Genomic DNA, 18,581 nt, shown 5'->3' with positions numbered 1-18,581 from the left:
GAGCAGGGGAGCAGAGGAGAAGTTGCAGTAAGTTTTTCCCCGCTGCCCCTCTGCCCCTTTGCACCTCTGCCTCTTATGCCCAATGCCCAATCCCCCATGCCCAATGCCCAATCCCCCTAGACATCGCTCCTATTAATTCTTCTGTTGCTGTATGACTAATCCCGTCCAATAATCATGAGATTTTTGATCTGTGTTCTGCCAAGAAAGCTGCCACAGTTTGGTTAAATGCCTCTGGTTGTGTCAAAAACGGCCAATGATTACCGGCAACTTGGCAGATACGTAAGTTTTGAAGATAGGTTTTATAGGGTTGAATTTGCCAATTTTGGCGGTTCAGTCCTTGTTTTGGCTGGACGAATAGGGCAGGGGTATCAAGGGGAATTGTAAAACCGGGCACTTGCATGACTGCCTCAAAAATTCCGTCGCGGGCGGCTATGGTAAATTTGCTGCCCCAACTCCCATCGGGTTTTTGTTCTATTCCTGCTTGGAAAACTTGCTCTTGTAAGGAAGTCCATCCTTGATATTGCTTTAATTGCCGTGCTTGTTGTTCGGCTTCTTCGTGACTGGCAAAGGGCCCCATGCTTTTAAGAAAAGGCAAAAAGCGATATAACATTGGGAAAGTTCCCCTGAAAAAACTGGGCATTTTCCAGATAAAAATCGGATCGACGAGAATTATACTCTGTAAACGCTTTGGGTTTTGTCTTGCCCAGATGGCGGCTAATTTGCCTGTCCACGAGTGACTTACAATATGGGCAAAAGTCCATCCAAGACTATCCATGAGTGCTTCAAGGTCTGCGATCGCACTCTCAAAGCTATAATCTATCTCTGGTTTACTACTTTGGCCATGTCCGCGCATATCTGGCGCAACTATGTGGTAATCCGCCGCCAAGTAATCTCCTAAACTAGACCACACCAGAGCATGATCGCCTAAGCCATGTAACAGCAGTAAAGGTTCTTGACCTTGATTCCATTCTAAATAAGAAAGTTGGATATCAGGCTTTGATAAAGTTTGACGTACAGGCATCATTGCACATCCAGACTTAGATAGTTTTGCGTTTATATAGTACTGCGAAAGAAGATGGGGAGCAGAGGAGCAAAGGGACAAGGAGAATAACCATACCCAATGCCCAATCCCCAATCCCCAATTCAATTGTTACCATTTACCACTTTATGACTCTGAGGATTGTACCAATTGACACGAAACAATGAGGCTAATGAATGCCAAGATCAAGAAAAGGATGCCCCAAGGATATTAAAAGTAGTATGCCAGAATTACACCAATCGATTGCCCAGCATTATCATGAACGGACTAAATACAACCCTGAGACTCTCGCTTCCAAAAATCAGCGGTTAGACTGGACTAAACAGCCAGTGCCCTTCAAAGAGTACAAAATTGGCTCTACTTTTGATCTCAAACCTTATATCCAAGAAAAAGCAGAGGCTTATGCTAATAATCCAGATGCTCAATGGTGGCAAAGACTTTCACGGCTATTGTTTCGCAGTTATGGATTGACGGCGAAAATGCCTTCTATGGGTAGTGCAGTGTATTTACGCGCTGCTCCCAGTGCAGGCGGACTATACCCTGCCGAGGTGTATGTGGTTTCCCGTGGCACGTCGTTATTGCCTCCTGGTCTATATAACTACCAGTGTCGAACTCATTCTCTCATGCATTATTGGGAAAGTGATGTTTGGCAAACTCTCCAAGCAGCTTGTTTCTGGCATCCTTCTTTAGAAAATACCCAATTAGCAATTATTGTGACTGCGGTTTTCTACCGTTCTGCGTGGCGCTATGAAGATCGGGCTTACCGTCGGATTTTTCTGGATACGGGACATCTGTTGGGTAATATCGAGTTAGCTGGTGCGGTTACTGATTATCGCCCCCATTTAATCGGCGGCTTTGTAGATGAATCGGTCAATGATCTGCTTTATGTCGATCCGCAACAAGAAGGTGCGATCGCTGTCTTACCTCTGGCAGACTTGTTAGATGTTAATCAAAATTTACCATTGGGATGTACTGCTTTACCTTCCGCCACCGAAACCAGTTATCCTCAAATCCCTGATGGTGAACTATTAACATATTTCCATCGACACACCCAGATCCAATCAGGTGTAACTGGTAATCTTAATCTACCAACTATTAAACAAGAAAAATCTTTGGAGGATAAATACAATTTTCCTTTCTGTTTAAAAATTCCCACTACCACTGCACCTATAAACTGGGGACAAAAACTATCAGAACTGGAAAGCACCATGTATAAGCGACGCTCTACCCGCGCTTACAATGGTGATGATTTAAGCTTCGATGAATTGAAAAGTTTACTCGATTTCACTTACCAACCGCAAAACTACATCGACCAAAGCTTAGATATTTCTCCAGATTACTTCGATCTAAATTTAATCGAAACATTCATTGCTGTTTGTGGAGTCAAAGGACTGGAGGCGGGTTGTTACTATTACGCGCCCAAAGCCCAAGAATTACGCCAAATTCGGTTTAAAAACTTTCGGCAAGAGTTACATTTTCTCTGTTTAGGACAAGAATTAGGACGGGATGCAGCAGCAGTATTATTTCATACAGCCGACTTGAAAGCTGCGATTGCACAATATGGCGATCGCGTTTACCGTTACTTGCACATGGATGCCGGTCATTTGGGACAACGCCTGAATTTAGCTGCAATGCACCTGAATATAGGCGTTAGTGGTATCGGTGGATTCTTTGACGATCAAGTAAATGAAGTTTTGGGTATTCCTGCTGGTGAAGCTGTTTTATATATTACTACATTGGGACGCCCAAGATAAAAATAATCCCAGAGGCGCAAAGAATCCAGAGAGTTTCTTTCTATGTTTTTTACGTCTCTGTACAAGCTTACAGGGCTACAACTTGGGCTAAGATGGAGATAAAATAAGCCTCCTCGCCCTTTCTCCTTGTTGGTAGTACTTGCGCTTGTTAGGACTTAGTATCAATAATTAGGCAACTAACTCGCTTGTTTCTTCCATAAAATTGACCCAATTAGATCCATATAATCCAATATAAAAACTGCTATGACGGCGAATAGTCCGTCCAGATTCTTTAATTCGACCGACATATTTTTGGATACACATATATTTAATTTATGGTTGAGGTCTAAATAGTTCAGTTCTATATAGTCAAATATAGTCAGACATGGCTTTTTAAAAATTAGCATTCCTTCACAGAACCTTATAGGCATTTAAAATGGGGTCAAGCTTTTGGCTATAAAACCAGATAGATTTACCCGTATTGGGTCAACTAAAACCTCTCTATCCCCTGTCTCGAAAGCATTGGGGAATTCTTTTCTAAGTATGTTGTAGCTGCCGTTAATATCAGCATTGCAGAGTCGTCCAGACTTTGTGCGATAAAGTCCCCGACATATTCGTTTACCAGATGGTTTTCAGGTTTCTGGTTTGCTCCGGTAATCAGGAACAAAATCACCATCAAGAAAACTTGACTTAGAGGTGTATAATTCCTCTCGAAGAATCACGTCAATCCCGACCCTGTTTCCTTTGTAGGTGAGTATATCAATCAACTGCCTGTGGGGTATTGACACGAATGCTTGATTATTTCTCTTGCCAATATTAATGCCACGCTTCCAGTCATGATTTTGACCAATTAACTAGCTTTGTAACTTCCAAGTCAACAAGTAGTTTAATTACGTAATTAGATGCACGGTGCAAGTAATTTCTCACTTTGAAGTTACGCTTAGTTGTCAGATGCTTAATCCAGTTTGATGTCTTTAAACCACTTCGCCGTTGTAACGTTGCACGTTTTTTATTGAAGAATTGATTCACACTTTTGAGTGGACGACCGTTAACAAGAACAGGTTTAAATCCTGGCACGTTTGATGTAACCGCCATCAAATCATTAATCCCCAGGTCAATTGCAGCAATGCGTTCTGTACTTTGACTTAATTCATGATCTTTAACCTCATAAACTATTTCTAAAACATAGTGGTCAATTTTTGGCACAATGCGAGACTGGCAATACTCCGATTGTTTTATCTGAGTCTCAAAGCTGTAGTCAATAGCGCTAAGTTTAATCTGCCCTGATTCTTTAAATATTTTTTTAGAAGTTGCTTGATCGGTGAAAATTAAAACACAACGTCCATCCTTGGATTTATATCCTGGTATTTTCGGACTGCCTGTAAAGTTAGTGTTGTCTAATTTACATTGTGCGATCGCTCTTAAGTATCCTTTCCATGATTTGTCCAATAATTTGAGGACTTGCTGTGCGACCTTAGCTGGTAGTGTTTTGTACTTCTGACAAGGCTTGATTAGCTTATCGATTGAGTTGTAGGACGGGACACCATGCCCATACACGAATGATTGACGAATGCAGTAGTTAGCGGCGTTCCACAAGTTTTTAGCAGCAAAGGACATGGCATCTATTTGCTGCCAAGCTGGATTGCTTTTTTTGATAATGCGCTGCTCAACTAACTGCATTGTGCTATCTTTAGTGTGTAACCAAATGTTAGTACGTAATGAGAGATAAAAGGTTGGTTGTAAGAGTAACAGAATATGAATTATTACAGCTGCAACAAGAAGCCGATAAAAGGGGAGTGTCAAATTCTGATGTAGTTAGGGCATGGATTGCACAACTGCCTAAACCCCAAATAAAGACTATATCTGATTAGATATGACGCGAGTTTTCAGTAAAGTTTTATAATACCCATCCATGATGTAATTCAGAATTGCGAATGGAGATTTTGGTAAATCCGCGTAATTTACGTTTTTGTCAGTTTTTCCTGAATGAATGTCCTGTTTTGCATCTCGACTAGCTGTAGATGTGATTAGAAACGGATTATTAGGGAGAATTCTTTGAGCATCGAAAACGACGGTCGCGGCAGTGGCAGGTAGTGTTATGGTTTTTGTATTAGTTATAGATAGCGTCGGCGCAGCCCAACCTAGTCATCGCTATAGACTGGTGAAGCTCCGATATTAAGCTGGTGTTATGTTGAATGGGGCAAGAGTGATTAAAAAGGGTTAATGTCTCTTACCTGCTCCCAGATATAGCTCACCCACTTTCGGGTCATTCAACAATTCTTCACCAGGGCCGGAGATCGCATCACGTCCCGATTCTAATACATATCCACGATTAGCCATCTCTAAAGCTTTACGAGCATTTTGTTCTACTAATACGATTGCAGTACCTGCCTGATTAATTTGTTTAATCTGCTCGAACACTTGTGTCACCAAAATCGGCGACAAAGCAGCAGATGGCTCATCTAAAATCAGCAAACCAGGTTCTAACATCAAAGCTTTTCCCATCGCTAGCATCTGGCGTTCTCCTCCAGAGAGAGTACCAGCACGTTGACGACGGCGATCGCTTAATCTGGGAAACATAGTAAATATTTTATCTTTAATTGGTTTCAAAGGAACGTTAAGCACAAAAGCACCCATCTCCAAGTTCTCTTCAACACTCAGAGAAGGGAAAACATTGGCGATTTGCGGTACGTAGCACATTCCTCGTTGGACAATTTGATTGGACTTTAGCCCCACTATATTTTCACCTTTGAAGGTAATTGTACCTGTGTGAGGGATCAAAAGCCCAAAAATTGCTTTTGCCAAAGTAGATTTACCCGCACCGTTGGGGCCAATCACTGTCACCAATTCCCCTGGTGCAACTTGAAAATTCACACCTTGCAAAATATCTACATCTTTGATGTATCCAGCGTGAACATTTTGAACTTCTAATAAATAATCATTTGTCATTGGTCACTTGTCATTGGTCATTGGTCAACAGTCAAGTCAAACATAACTATTGACTATTGACTGTTGACTATGGACTATTACGGAGTTTTTTGCAACTCTGGCCGTTCTTCTGGAAGAATCGCTCCTTCTACAGGGCAAACTTGGAGACAGATGCCACAGTCAATGCAAGTGGCAAAGTCAATCCAGTACCAATCAGTTCCCTTGGTATTTTTGCCTGGCCCATCATGAATACAAGCTACTGGACAGGCATCTACGCAGTCTGCAACGCCTTCACAGACTTCTGTAACAATTGTGTGCGGCATGTTCTCGATCCCCTTTGTTGTGTATCGGCTGTTTCTAGCCTAGCAGGGGAGTGGGGACTGGGGATTGGAGATACTGGTGTCAAGGTGAGTCTGCATAAGACTGCAATTTTTATTCATTACTAGCTCAAAACTCGGAATTTTCAAATTTACCTTTAGTTGTAATAAAATCAAGGTTTTTGGCGTAAGTAAGCCCTCTTGGCTATTGCCGTTAGGTTCTAGGGAAATTCAGGCAAAAATACTATAATTTGCTACAAGTGTAATTTATCCTACTCCTAAAACGCAAAATGCCAGAGGTATCGCTACAGCTTTTCTTCTCCTACTCTCACAAAGACGAAGCTTTACGGGATGAACTAGCTAATCACCTGAGTACTTTGACACGGCAAGATGTGATTTCAAGCTGGCACGATCGCAAAATACTACCAGGAGATGAGTGGGATCACCAAATTAATGACAATTTAAACACAGCCGATATTATTTTGCTACTCGTCAGTTCAGACTTTATCGGTTCCAATTATTGCTGGGATGTTGAAGTCACCACAGCAATAGAAAGTCACAATACAGGAAAAGCTCGTGTCATCCCAATTATTCTGCGAAGGGTTGATTGGAGTCATACACCGTTTGCTAAACTGCAATTTTTGCCCAAGAATGCCGAACCTGTTACCTCTTGGACTAATAGAGACGAGGCATTTACAAATGTAGCTCAGGGAATTAGGGCTGCTGCTCAACAACTCAAGGCAGAACGTCAACAAAAACTAGCACTGGCAAGAAAAGAAGTTGCTATAGCTGAGTATCGCCAAAAGGTTGAGGAATTCGCAGTTGATGGCGAGATTTCTTTTGTGGAATCCGAAATATTGAAGGATTTACAAGAACAGCTAGAATTAACTGATGAAGAAGCTCGTACAGTGCGAGACAAAGCATTAGAACCTTATGGGAAATACAAAGAAAATCTGGACAAATACAAGCAAATTTTTACCAAATTAGTAGATGAACAAGGATATACGTTAGGGGAAAAAGCTAAAGCAGATTTGAAGAAATTGCAGCAATATCTGAAGCTTAAAGATGAGGATGTAGTCCTTATAGATAATGATAATGAAGCTGAAATACAACAGCAAGAACAAGCAGAAGTCGAGAAGCGGCGACAACAGGAAGCACAGAGATTTGAACTACAAAGGGAACAAGCAGAAGCTGAGATCCTGGGACAAGAACAGCAATCTACTCCCAATGACCTGTCCTCTGAGAAGGATATAGACTACACGCGGTTGCGCAATTTACTCAAAGCTGGTAACTGGAAAGAAGCGGATCAAGAAACTCTGGCTGTTATGCTCAAAGCCACTGGTAAAGAACAACAAGGCTGGCTTGATCCTGAATCAATTAACAACTTTCCTTGCACTGACTTACGCACCATTGACCAACTGTGGGTAAAATACAGTAATGGGCGCTTTGGGTTTAGTGTGCAAAAGCGCATTTGGGAAAGTGTGGGTGGCAATCCCAATGCTAATTATGATACTTGGTGCAAGTTTGGGGATCGCGTGGGCTGGAGAAAAGGATTTATCAACAAAGGATGGAAGGATAGTGAAGACCTAACCTTCCACGAATTAGCTCCGGCCGGGCATCTTCCTCGGTATAGGGGTCAGGAAATCGATTATGGTTACACCGATTGGCAAGAGGGAAATTGGGCGGACGGTTGGTTGAGAGGGTTGGTCGTTCGCGTTTATAGGTGTGGTGAGAATCTCTTCTCTCGGGTCGAGAATTGTCAAGTGTGACATTTAGTGCGATTCATTGGCTAGAAACCTTATCCAGAAGGAAATAGAAGGATTAGCCGTCAGGAAAAGGAAAAATCTCCCAATTACCTTGATAACTGTATCAATCAACAATTAGCGAAAATAAATTTGCTCGCTACTTCTTCTATTTCTTGGTTACTTGCTTCGCACTCATCCCAAGGTAGTCTCATTTGTCCCAGAGAGGATTGATTAGCCTATTTTATTAACCCAGATTTTTGCCAAGCTTACTTCTTTAGGACGTATTCATCCCGTTTCTACGGGCGTTGAACCCTCGTAAATTGGCTAAGGTATTGAGAAGTAGTTCAGCTTAATATACCCTTACTGCCATACGATACTAACGCCGCTAGATGGCACGCTACAGAAAGAGCGCGTCTAGTAACTATTGGCAAAACGCCATCATTTGCAGATGGTCAAATTGCTGGAATTTCTAAAGTTAACGGTTTGATACTTATTACTAATAATCTCTCAGACTACGCTGATTTTATTGAACTACAAGTCGAGAACTGGTTTATATGAACTTTTTTAAAATTATAGTATCATCTGGTTGCGTAGCTGGGGAATGGGAAGTCAAAAGATAAAAGGCAAAAGTAAAAAGAAAAGAATATGAGTGCCTTTTTACTTTTTACTTTTTATTTTTCCATGCCCCATCCTCAACTCACTTAACGCAATGATTCAATGGTTGGTGAGCCATCGGCTTTAATCCAGGCAATTTGGGCAATGCCGCGATCGCGTGCATATCTGCAAATCGCCTCTGCATCTCTTCCCCCCAAGTCAATTTCTACTCGCACCAAATCAGTAGAGTCTCTGAGTTTTTGCGCATAGACAAAGGCGGCGGCGTTAGCACTAGGTGTCTCTGGTGCTACCAACCAGTCACTCGCTGGAGTTTCCTGTGGTAATTGCTGGGTAGACAACAGAACTTGGTATAAATCTTCGATACTTAGTCCAAAACCAATTCCGGGAATGTTTTCACCTTGAGGATGATATAGCCCCAAAAGCTGGTCATAGCGACCACCGCGCCCTAAAACTCTAGCTTGGGATTCGGTATCATTGACAACCTCAAATACAATACCAGTGTAGTAATCTATGGTTTGGATCAGGCTGAGGTCAAGGATTAACGGAATTTTTTTCTCTGATTCTAGTAATTCTACTAGGGATTTGAGGTTATTCACTGCCTCTCGCTGTTCTTCATCTAGATCCAAACTACTGACTTTTTGTAATACATCTGCACTTGGCCCGCGTAAATCCAGGATGATTTGGGCGCGATCGCGCAGTTTGTCACTTAGGGGTAAATTATCTATGGTGATGCGGTCAAGATGAGCGATCGCACTGCGAACTTGATCTTGTAAATTAGCAGGAAAGGCACTCAGGAGCGATCGGGTGATTCCCGCCTCACCTAAAATTAAATGCCATTCCTGCAAACCCAATGCTGCTAAACAATCTGCTACTAACAGCAGTACTTCCGCATTGGCCAGCAATCCGCCAGTACCTAACAACTCCACCCCAGCTTGATAAAACTCTTGCTGGCGATTATGCCTACTTTCCCAAGTGCGGCGAAACACGTTGGCGTTGTAATACAACCGTTGTGGATAAGTGACACCAGCCATCCGAGTCACAACAGTACGAGCAATAGATGCTGTTAATTCTGGACGTAGCCCTAATTCATCATCTTCACCATTTTGTTGTAGTTGAATCACCATCTGACGCTGGATTGCTTCCCCTGCCATTAGGGTATCCATGCGCTCTAAAGTCGAGGTGATTATCCTGTGATATCCCCAACAATCAAACACCTGCTGTAACCGATCTTCAATCCAGCGTTTTTTCTCCACATCCAAGGGCAATAAATCCCTGGCTCCCGCTGCTGGTTGATACACCATTATTTTTTCTTCCCACCAAACAAACCACCGAACAAACCACTACCAGATTTATCTGGTTGCTTATCTCCATTATTGGAGGATGAAGTCACCTTCTGATCGCTAGGTTGTTGTCCTAAAGCCTTATCTATTTTAGGTTTCCATTGCAGAGCCGTTTCGTCACTGGGGTCTAATTTTAAAGCGTTGTCAAAGTGGATTTTGGCCATTTTTAGCTGATTTTGCCTCAAATACACCATTGCAATTAAGCTATGACAGCGACTATTTTTTGGTTCTAGCTTCAGAGCATCCTGCAACTCTACTTTGGCTGGAGCAAATTGATTTTTGTCAATCAAAGATTGAGCGCGACGAATATACTGTTCTACAATCAAGTCTTCTTTTGGTGGTGCTGGTGCTGGTGCTGGTGCTGGATTTTTTGGTGTATTTGGCTGAGGCGTACCTGATTGGGCTTTGGGTTGAGCAGGCGGCGGTGCTACGGATGCTTTACCCGCGCTCCGCATCAAATACACTAAATTCAACTCACTAGCTTGGGCAATGACTTGCAGCGCTTGTTCTAAAGAATCATATTGGGTTTGGGCTAGTTTGGCGATCGCAGTTTTATAGAAATGATCGATATTAGCCGCCTCAACTAACTGTTTAGCCAAGTCAGTGTTTAGAGTTACCGAACTAGACTCTTGTACCAGACGCTTGCCAATTTGCGACAAAATTAGAATATATTCAGTGCGAGTGCGATCGCCAGAGAGTTTTTCATAAGCTGGGTTAACCAACTTTGATAACAATTCGTTACCGAGATGTTTTTGAGCAGCAGTTTCAGTAATACTACTGTCTGGGTGCAAACGGCGGGCGACTTGGAGATAGCGTTTGCGAATCTCTTTGACATCGGCATCAACTGGAACGCACAACACTGCGTGATGATCTATGAAATCATATTTAAATAGTCCACGATCTGTTTTGAAAGACATATAGAGTTTTTGCACCAAGGGAGCAGTTAGATTGCTTTTAGTTTACCCAAAGTCTGGGGGAAAGCCCCCATCTGCTATACCCAGGCTGACAGTGGTGGAACCTGTAAAAGTTCGTTACTGATGGAGTCGTGAATATAACTATTTGTAGCAATAATTCTACCTGACTCAATTTTGACAGTAGTGCCATCGTAGGCGGTGACTTTGCCCCCGGCTTCTTGTACCAAAATTATCCCAGCGGCAATATCCCAAGGAGCAAGTCCCCGTTCCCAGTAACCATCGACACGTCCACAGGCAACATAGGCCAAATCTAGCGATGCCGAACCGCTACGTCTAACTCCTTGGCTAAGATGGGTAAAGTGACTAAATTCTGCGTAGTTGTTATCAGAGGTTTCACGGCGATCATAAGCAAATCCTGTTACTAGTAGGCTTTTACTCAGTTCAGATGTTGCCGAAACCTTGATGGGCTGACGGTTTCGCGTTGCCCCTAAGCCAGTAGCAGCACGGAATAGTTCATTATGAAATGGGTCATAAATTACACCAACTTGGGGAACGCCATTAATTAACAGCCCGATGGAAACAGCAAAAAATGGGTATTGATGAGCGTAGTTGGTTGTGCCATCTAGAGGATCTATTGCCCAGAGGTATTCATTTTCTTGATTACCTAATTTCCCTGACTCTTCAGCGAGGATCGAGTGCTGGGGAAAGTGGCGGCGCAAAATTTCTAAAATCAACTCCTCTGAGGCTTTATCAGCAGCCGTAACTAAATCACCAGGGCGTCCCTTTTCAATAATTGCGTCTTCTAACTTACCTAAGTAACCTTGCAAAATAGCACCAGCAGCTAAGGCCGCTTCTGTCGCAATATCTAGAAAAATTTGTAGATTTGTCATTTGTCATTTATTGGGCATGGGGCATTGGGCATTGGACATAGGGCATTGGGCATTGGTTATTAATTCTTCTCCTTCACTTCCTCACTCTCCCCCTTAGCACGGGCTAAATCTTAGCTATCCGCTAACAGCACTCAGCACTGATTAAAGATTTTGGCGGCGAAACTCTGCAGGAGTAAGGCGCATGGGCTTTTCTGGGTTCCAGATTCCTTGCCCCATGAGTCTAGCCCATTGTTGGGCACGTTCTAAACGCAGGTCATATTTATGGTTAGGCGATCGCCCCACAAACATTACATTTCCTTGTTTGACTAATTCTTCATTCAATAACACCTTATTTTTCCACACATAAGCTAGAGTTCGCCCAATTTTGTCTTTTGCTTCTAAATCAAACTCCAGCGTTACCGATTGTTCTACATCACCAATTAGATTCTCTAACTGTTCTTTTGCTGCTTCCCCCCAAGGGCGCTGTCGCAAATCTGGTGCATCAATACCCACTAACCGCACTTGGGAAATCAAATTTGGTTGTTCAGCCATGCCTAACACTTCCAAGCTTTGACCACTAACTACCCGCGCTACTTTCACTTGGGCTTCATTGTTTGGCAATTGGTTTTTACCTTGGCAACTCACCAAGAGCAATAAGCAAGCCAAAATAGCTATTTTTTGCACCCACTCACCAAGACGCACAAGCATTAGAAATTTGGTGATTTTGAATTGTTTATTCCTCATCTAAGGGTAAACCCGCTTTAACTCTCCCCCTAGCAAAATAGCGTCCAAACTGGAGTTCGTAGACTTCATCTTCGTCTTGGGTCTCCACTTCCAAGTCAGAACGAGGGTAACTAACACATAACAAGGCATAACCTTGGCTACGTAAATCTGGCGACAAGCCGATCGCCTCTGGTTGGTAAATTTCTCCTGATAACACTCTCACAGCACAAGCGGTGCAAGCCCCGTTGCGGCAGGAAAACGGTAGTTCCACCCCTTGTTTTTCGCCAGTGTGTAGGATGTAGCGGTCTTCTGGCACTTGTAGGGTGTGTGTTTTGCCAGTGGCGCGATCGCGAACTTTAATTGTGTATGTACGGGACATCTGGATTTGCGTTTTGGGATTAGGACTATCAGATTCAATCTAGAATATCTTTCTTTATCTTTGCATTTTCTGGGATTTTATAATATAATCGTAACTTGTGGCACCTGGAGAGGTGGCCGAGCGGTTTAAGGCGCAGACCTGGAAAGTCTGTTTAGGGAAACTTAACGGGGGTTCGAATCCCCCCCTCTCCGTTGTATGTATACAGTGCAAGGCTTTCAAACTTAAGTATTTGCCATTTTACCGTTTTATACACTGACTTGTGGTTTAGTAAAATGGTTTAGTGAATTGGTTGAATCAATAACACCAATAGCTATTACTTGTACTACTGGCAATCAGAATAAACTGTCATTGATGTTGAGTCATAATAATGGCTTTACTTATAAATGCTGACTGATAAGTGAAACACCTGCGGAACTAAAACCGTCAAAATTAACTTAAATTATTGCAGAATAAAACTTTAAGGGTGAGAAATTGAATCTTTTTCTCAAAAAGAAGCTATAGCTTGTACTTATTAATGAATTAATTATGTGAAAGATGCTTATCCGAACCGTATTGAGAGATGTGCGATCGCCATAATTACCAAAGTCAACGCAACCAATTACTATTTATATAGTCACTTTCCTGGCGCACAGTTCGGACATTGAATGGTCATCTTTATGCGCACATATCAAAAAAGCGATCGCCATAAAGGCTGGTTCATACACTATACTCATTTTCAGCAGTTAGCAAAATCGCTGACAAGGTTTAATGAAGGGGTCTGAATCCCCTTCTGAGTTGGAGCCACTGAACTGTCAATGGGGGCTTTATACCCTTACTCCTTTCAGTTGTGGGCAGAGGGCAGAGTATATCCTGCTGTCTCCTGCCCTCTGCCTTTTTTGGTAACTATCTGCCTGAATGCTACTAAAACCCCGACTACGACTGTGGAACCCATACAGAAACAGAACCAGCATTGCAGCGAAAATCAGCCCAGCCCTCATCATTGGTTGTGACAGGTTCGCTGAGATGTTCAGTGATGTCGATGTAAGTGGTGTTGGGTTGCCCAACTTCCATCCACTTAGTTCCCTCTCCCCCATTACTCAGAACAACTGCCATACCGCCAGGATGTTCTTGATCTCCTAAGCGTGTCCAGCCGATTGTATTAGCGTGGTCGAAATAATCGTATTGGTCGCCATAGGCATAGGTTTGACGAGCGTGCAAAAATTTATCAATTATCCATTGATGACTATCGAGCCAAATCTCGTACTCATTGCCATCTGGGGCTTTATCCTTGTAATTAGCACCATAGTAATCGGCATAGAAAATACAGGGATAACCCTCACTTCGCAGTAGGATCAACGCATAAGCCAAAGGTTTGAACCAACTTTCTACTACAGACTCCAACGACTGCAAGGGTTGAGAATCATGATTCTCTACTAAGGTGACGGCTAAAGTAGGTTGTTGTTGCACCAAGGTGTTATCAAATATCTGCCGCATGTCGTAGTCACTGCCTTGTGTGCTGGCAGCGCTAAAGTTATAGTGCAATGGCGCATCGAACAACATCACATCGCCACCGGTGATGTCAAGGAAATGGTGGAGCGCTTCAACTTCATAAGACCAATATTCACCAACGGCAAACAGATCGCGACCTGCCTTTTGGCGACAGTGAATCAGCCATTCTGGGAAAAAGCCAGCTCTAACGTGTTTAACGGCATCAAAACGAAAGCCATCTATACCAGTGGTTTCTACAAACCACTCACCCCAGCGATTCAACTCCTCGCGAACTTCTTGACTCTCCATATCCAGATCGCATCCCATGAGATAGTCGAAAGCGCCTTTCTCCAGGTCAACGTTGTCGTCAAAGTGTTTATCTTTAAACAGATAAACTGCGTTCTCACCTTCGTTATAAACGTTGTAATCAACTGCGTCGAAGTGCCACCAGTGCCATTCCATATCGGAGTATTTACCTTTACGACCTGGGAAGGTAAAGTGAGTCCACACCTTAATCTTTTGCATTTCACCGATCGCCTGGTTGCGATCATCTGGACTATAGGGCGTTGCTTCCACCTCTTCTTCTACGTCTGCACCTAATTTGTGGTTGAGGACAACATCAGCATACACTCGAATGCCAGCAGCTTTTGCCGCCTTGACAGCAGCGATATACTCGTCTTTTGTGCCGTACTTTGTCCGAACTGAGCCTTTCTGGTCAAACTCGCCTAGATCGTACATATCATAGACCCCGTAGCCGACCTCGTAGCTACCCCCTATTCCTTTATAAGCTGGGGGTAGCCAAACAGATGTAACACCTGCATCAGCTAAGTCTTTGACTTTCTCTTTAAACTCATTCCAAAGATTTCCATCGGGAGGGATATACCAATGGAAGTACTGCATCATTACACCATTCAGTTGAGCCATGTATATCCCTCTAGTAAAATTTCCGAAAAATTGTGATTTCCAACACAAAGACTATACATTAAGTTTTATTTTTTGTCTTTCAAGAGAAACAAAAGTCTACTAGAAACTGGGATCAACTCATATTGTTTTCTTCTGTGGATGACAGTTCTTCAGCCAGGTTTTTCTGGAGTGCTTCCAATACTGCGATCGGGTCAGCAGCTTGCCGCATCAATTCAGCTTCCGAATCATGCCGATTTATCACATCAGGCAAATCGTTACGGAGTTCTTCTAATAGAGCAATAATCTTAGCTATTTTTTGCTCAGAGAGCAAGTTAAGCTGTAGCATCAGTTGCGCCCGCTGTTCGGCAAAGTTTTCTTGGCGAGTTTGTCGCACCAGCACTCCGGTTGAAATCACCAATGCAGCTGCGTCTAAGCCTTGACCTGACCAGCTAAACGGGGGCAGGTTGAATGGCAAAAAGCCATCAAAAAAACTGCCAAAAATCCACAGAGCCAGTATGACTAGCAAACTATACATAAATGTCGATCGCCCAAAAAATGTCGCGATCGCTTCTAGTATCCGCTGGTGGGCGGGAATATCTCGAACTTCCTGGCTATGAAGTAAACTAATCGCTTCAATATTTTTTGCAATCGGGTCTGGTAATGGAACCGTGATTACTTGATTTCGAGAAGCTTTCTCTTTGTGTTCGTTAACACTTGAACTAAAGTATCCGTTGGCTGTGTCGTCTGTGTTATGGGTCATGCACCAACTCCTAAATCTCGATGTTATTCGATTATTGCTTATCTTCCACTGAGGATAGCGTTATACCCCACCGCAGGCGATCGCATCTTAAATACTGCTCGATTAAGAATATAGGACTTACGCACTGTACAAATTAACCAATAAATACCAATTAGGGGCGTACAGATGTACGCCCCTAATTGGTATTTCGTAAAATCAAAGGTATTGAGTTCTAAGGCACCTCAATGGGAATCAAAGTATTTTCTGGCAAATAGTTAGAAAAACGCCCTTCATCTGCAAGCACCAAAATCAGACGTAGAGGATAATCTGGCGGAACTTGCAAGTCTGCCCACGGCACTGCTAACTCTAAACAACTATTTAAAGCTACTTGAGCGCGACTGAAACGGGGATGCCATTGATAATTGTCTCCAGCTTCTTGAAACTGAATTGATTGCGTCAGCAAGTTAACTTCTAAAAGATGGTGGAAATGGTAATTCAGTGGGGCTGCATCTGGTACATCTGCCAAGGGTACTGGACTATTAACCATTGTTTTTTCTGGATAGAACCACAGTAAATTCAATTCTGTTGGCAAATCTTGCCCTGGTGCAGCGCCACTTTTAAAGTCCAGCCGCAAATAGAAATTTAAGTGATCTACCCCATACCAAAGTCGTTGGATAACGCTGCTATTGTGCATCGTCCCCCGCGCCCCGCCGATTTCTATGCGTCCAGCTTTGTCCCAATCTTGTTCATCACCTCTACCATCGATGACGGGGTGAATAAACCCTTGTGGGGCGTGGTTTCCCTGTGCTTCGTGGTTCTCCACAGGTTGCTTGAGATAGGGCGGTACAGGTTCATTTAATGCCTTGTAAATGCCAAATAAATGTTCTCGAAACAACTGATCAAAGATGGCATCCTGATTTGAGGAGTGTCCTGCACCAAACCACCAGAACCAGTCAGAACCCTCTGCGGCATATAATGCTTCCCACGCTTCGGGGTTGTTTTCTTCTGTCGCTTCGGGATGATTTGCGAGCATAATTCTTGCTTCTGTCAAGTAATCCCAAGCACGATTTTTAGCGGGATCGCCGATCCAAGTGGTGAAACTGCCATCTACCCAAGAACCACTATGTAGTTGTCCTCCAGGAATGGTGGCTGTGGCTGGAAATTCTTCAAGAAATTCGGAGACAGTGACGAGTTTGAGGTGGGGTTCATCGCTCAAACTTTGATACAAAGCTTCTAGAAAGGGTTTGCCATCTTGGGGATAAAATTCCCAGCAATTCTCCCCATCCAAGGCAATGGTAACTAGCCAAGGTTGTTCGCTTTGACTATCTCTTTGCATTTTAGCGATCGCTTGCAAATGTCCCACTAAATCTGCTGCTGCCTTTTTTGCAGGCATGGCGCTGTAGGTAAAGCCAATCAAATCTGATAATCTGTGGTCACGAAACACAATTGATAAGTCACCCTCGGCAGTTTGCAGGCGATACGGTCGATACAACAGTTCTGGTTGCTGCACATTCCCCGCCCCATCCCGATGAAAAAAGTGTTTCAGCGTCCACCCTAAGACGGCTTCATCTGAGCATATCCACTTAAATCCTTGGTTAATAATGTCTGGAAGTATCTGTGGACTAACTGACTGTTCCGAAGGCCACAAACCACGAGGTATCTGTCCAAAGCGGTCTTTATAAAAGTCCCAAGCTTTCTGTAAGTGGCGGGGAATATCTTCTGCCCACTGAAAGCGTTGCTTTGGTAGTGTCATCTTGGGCACAGCTACCCGACCGGAGTTAGTATCAGCTAGTAAGGGTAAAATCGGGTGAGTGTAAGGTGTGGTAGTAACTTCTAGCTGCCCCGCCTCTTGCATTTTCCGATGTTGGGGGATAATCCGGCTCAAGATTTCTCGCTGTTTGGAATAAATGCGCTGGCGATCGCTTAAAGTAAAATTCCGACCCTGTTTTAACCAAGCAGCAATTTCCGGGTCATCCCAAAACAGCGGATCGATCCAAGCCAAATTGTGCCAAGCTAGCAAATCGCCATAATCTGGCAATTCCCAATTTGCTAAACACCAAGCTTGCCCTTTTTCCTGCCTTTGCTGGTACAACTCAGCATAGCGGGGATGAGGATCGATCAGGGTATGGTGATTGGCATCGAAAAAGTGTTGGATAATAAATTCGCGCTGTTGCTGGGTGAGTTGCTCATCCGGTGTTAAGCTGGCTGTGAGGTAAGGGTCAAAAGCAGTGCCAGCAATATAATCTTCGAGTTGCAATATCAGCGATGGAACTAAATTCACCGTTTGGTGTAACTTAGGATATCGCTCTAAAAGCAATACCAAATCCAAATAATCTTTAGTGCCATGCAAACGTACCCAAGGGAGACGGTACTGCTGACTCGGAGATAGCGAAACGCCGCTGCCAGGAGATTTGTACAGCGGCTGATGTTGATGCCAGATAAAAGCAATGTAGAGAGGATGGGACATAGAAATAGTTAGGAGTTAAGAATGAGGAGTTAGGAGTTAATTGAAAACTCATAACTCCTAACTCCTAACTCCTAACTTTTACACCACTTGTTCAATTTCTGCAATTTCGGGAATCATTTCCTTCAGGCGGCGCTCAATACCCATTCTCAGGGTCATTGCAGAACTGGGACAAGAACCACAAGCACCTTGCAGCCGCAGTTTTACAACAGGCCCATCGAGTTCTACGAGTTCCACGTTGCCGCCATCAGACATCAGATAAGGGCGCATTTCATCTAAGACTGTTTCAACGTTGTCAGTTGTGAGTTCCATAGTTTAGACCTGCTAAGTTAGGGATGGGAATGGGGAATGGGGAATGGGGAATGGGGCATGGGGCATTGAATAATAACGATCCCTGTAACCAATG

Annotated in this window: 16 protein-coding genes, 1 tRNA gene and 1 pseudogene; 3 read left to right on the top strand and 15 right to left on the bottom strand. The window is 43.3% G+C overall.

The features are described from left to right. Positions 1–172 precede the first annotated feature (172 nt). Positions 173–1,021: an alpha/beta fold hydrolase gene (locus V7K60_RS29805; protein WP_334931370.1), complete on the bottom strand. Its 849-nt coding sequence runs from the start codon at positions 1,019–1,021 to the stop codon at positions 173–175. 239 nt (positions 1,022–1,260) lie between these two features. Between V7K60_RS29805 and V7K60_RS29800 the strand changes: the two genes are divergently transcribed. Next, positions 1,261–2,793, top strand: coding sequence for a SagB/ThcOx family dehydrogenase (locus tag V7K60_RS29800; protein WP_334931368.1), 1,533 nt, complete (start codon positions 1,261–1,263; stop codon positions 2,791–2,793). An 87-nt stretch (positions 2,794–2,880) separates the two neighbouring features. Here V7K60_RS29800 and V7K60_RS29795 read toward each other — a convergent pair. From V7K60_RS29795 to V7K60_RS29775, 5 genes and pseudogenes are all read right to left on the bottom strand, one after another. Beyond that, positions 2,881–3,105: pseudogene (locus V7K60_RS29795) on the bottom strand (IS4 family transposase); the annotation flags it as partial. Positions 3,106–3,404: 299 nt separating this feature from the next. Beyond that, complete coding sequence (locus V7K60_RS29790; protein WP_334931046.1) at positions 3,405–3,560, bottom strand: hypothetical protein; 156 nt, start codon at positions 3,558–3,560, stop codon at positions 3,405–3,407. A 46-nt stretch (positions 3,561–3,606) separates the two neighbouring features. After that, complete coding sequence (locus V7K60_RS29785; protein ID WP_334931044.1) at positions 3,607–4,452, bottom strand: RNA-guided endonuclease InsQ/TnpB family protein; 846 nt, start codon at positions 4,450–4,452, stop codon at positions 3,607–3,609. Between the two features lie 540 nt (positions 4,453–4,992). Then, positions 4,993–5,721 carry an ABC transporter ATP-binding protein gene (locus V7K60_RS29780; RefSeq protein ID WP_099102504.1) on the bottom strand — a complete coding sequence of 243 codons (729 nt, stop codon included), beginning with the start codon at positions 5,719–5,721 and terminating at the stop codon, positions 4,993–4,995. 77 nt (positions 5,722–5,798) lie between these two features. Continuing rightward, complete coding sequence (locus tag V7K60_RS29775; protein WP_334728522.1) at positions 5,799–6,023, bottom strand: indolepyruvate ferredoxin oxidoreductase subunit alpha; 225 nt, start codon at positions 6,021–6,023, stop codon at positions 5,799–5,801. Between the two features lie 284 nt (positions 6,024–6,307). Here V7K60_RS29775 and V7K60_RS29770 point away from each other — a divergent pair, with 284 nt between their 5' ends. Beyond that, positions 6,308–7,786, top strand: coding sequence for a GUN4 domain-containing protein (locus V7K60_RS29770; protein WP_334931042.1), 1,479 nt, complete (start codon positions 6,308–6,310; stop codon positions 7,784–7,786). A 677-nt stretch (positions 7,787–8,463) separates the two neighbouring features. Here the strand turns inward: V7K60_RS29770 and V7K60_RS29765 are convergent. The 5 genes from V7K60_RS29765 to V7K60_RS29745 all read right to left on the bottom strand — a co-directional run bounded on the left by V7K60_RS29765 (position 8,464) and on the right by V7K60_RS29745 (position 12,602). Beyond that, the gene (locus tag V7K60_RS29765) at positions 8,464–9,678 is read right to left on the bottom strand and encodes an ATP phosphoribosyltransferase regulatory subunit (protein WP_334931040.1); all 1,215 of its coding nucleotides are present in this window, start codon (positions 9,676–9,678) and stop codon (positions 8,464–8,466) included. Further along, complete coding sequence (locus V7K60_RS29760) at positions 9,678–10,634, bottom strand: J domain-containing protein (protein ID WP_334931038.1); 957 nt, start codon at positions 10,632–10,634, stop codon at positions 9,678–9,680. The genes V7K60_RS29765 and V7K60_RS29760 overlap by 1 nt, the downstream gene beginning before the upstream one ends. A 74-nt stretch (positions 10,635–10,708) precedes the next feature. Next, complete coding sequence (locus tag V7K60_RS29755) at positions 10,709–11,521, bottom strand: inositol monophosphatase family protein (RefSeq protein ID WP_334931036.1); 813 nt, start codon at positions 11,519–11,521, stop codon at positions 10,709–10,711. A gap of 141 nt (positions 11,522–11,662) precedes the next feature. Further along, on the bottom strand, positions 11,663–12,208 hold the full coding sequence (locus tag V7K60_RS29750) for a thermonuclease family protein (RefSeq protein ID WP_334931034.1): 546 nt from the start codon (positions 12,206–12,208) through the stop codon (positions 11,663–11,665). Positions 12,209–12,233: 25 nt separating this feature from the next. Beyond that, positions 12,234–12,602, bottom strand: a complete 369-nt coding sequence (locus V7K60_RS29745; RefSeq protein WP_334931032.1) for a 2Fe-2S iron-sulfur cluster-binding protein — start codon at positions 12,600–12,602, stop codon at positions 12,234–12,236. A gap of 106 nt (positions 12,603–12,708) precedes the next feature. Between V7K60_RS29745 and V7K60_RS29740 the strand changes: the two genes are divergently transcribed. Further along, positions 12,709–12,793: transfer RNA gene (locus V7K60_RS29740), tRNA-Ser, on the top strand. A gap of 721 nt (positions 12,794–13,514) precedes the next feature. Here V7K60_RS29740 and V7K60_RS29735 read toward each other — a convergent pair. The 4 genes from V7K60_RS29735 to V7K60_RS29720 form a co-directional block, all read right to left on the bottom strand. Continuing rightward, entirely contained in the window at positions 13,515–14,993 is a 1,479-nt protein-coding gene (locus tag V7K60_RS29735; RefSeq protein WP_334931030.1) for an alpha-amylase, read from the bottom strand. Between the two features lie 112 nt (positions 14,994–15,105). After that, positions 15,106–15,732, bottom strand: a complete 627-nt coding sequence (locus V7K60_RS29730) for a DUF1003 domain-containing protein (RefSeq protein WP_334931028.1) — start codon at positions 15,730–15,732, stop codon at positions 15,106–15,108. A 211-nt stretch (positions 15,733–15,943) separates the two neighbouring features. After that, positions 15,944–18,178, bottom strand: a complete 2,235-nt coding sequence (locus tag V7K60_RS29725; protein ID WP_334931026.1) for a glycoside hydrolase — start codon at positions 18,176–18,178, stop codon at positions 15,944–15,946. A gap of 78 nt (positions 18,179–18,256) precedes the next feature. Then, positions 18,257–18,487, bottom strand: coding sequence for a NifU family protein (locus V7K60_RS29720; RefSeq protein WP_322660407.1), 231 nt, complete (start codon positions 18,485–18,487; stop codon positions 18,257–18,259). Positions 18,488–18,581: the final 94 nt, after the last annotated feature.

The sequence above is a fragment of the Nostoc sp. genome (assembly GCF_036917555.1).
Classification (GTDB): Bacteria; Cyanobacteriota; Cyanobacteriia; order Cyanobacteriales; family Nostocaceae; genus Nostoc.
The sequence above is the reverse complement of the archived record's forward strand: the minus strand, read 5'-3'. Positions and strand labels throughout refer to the sequence as shown.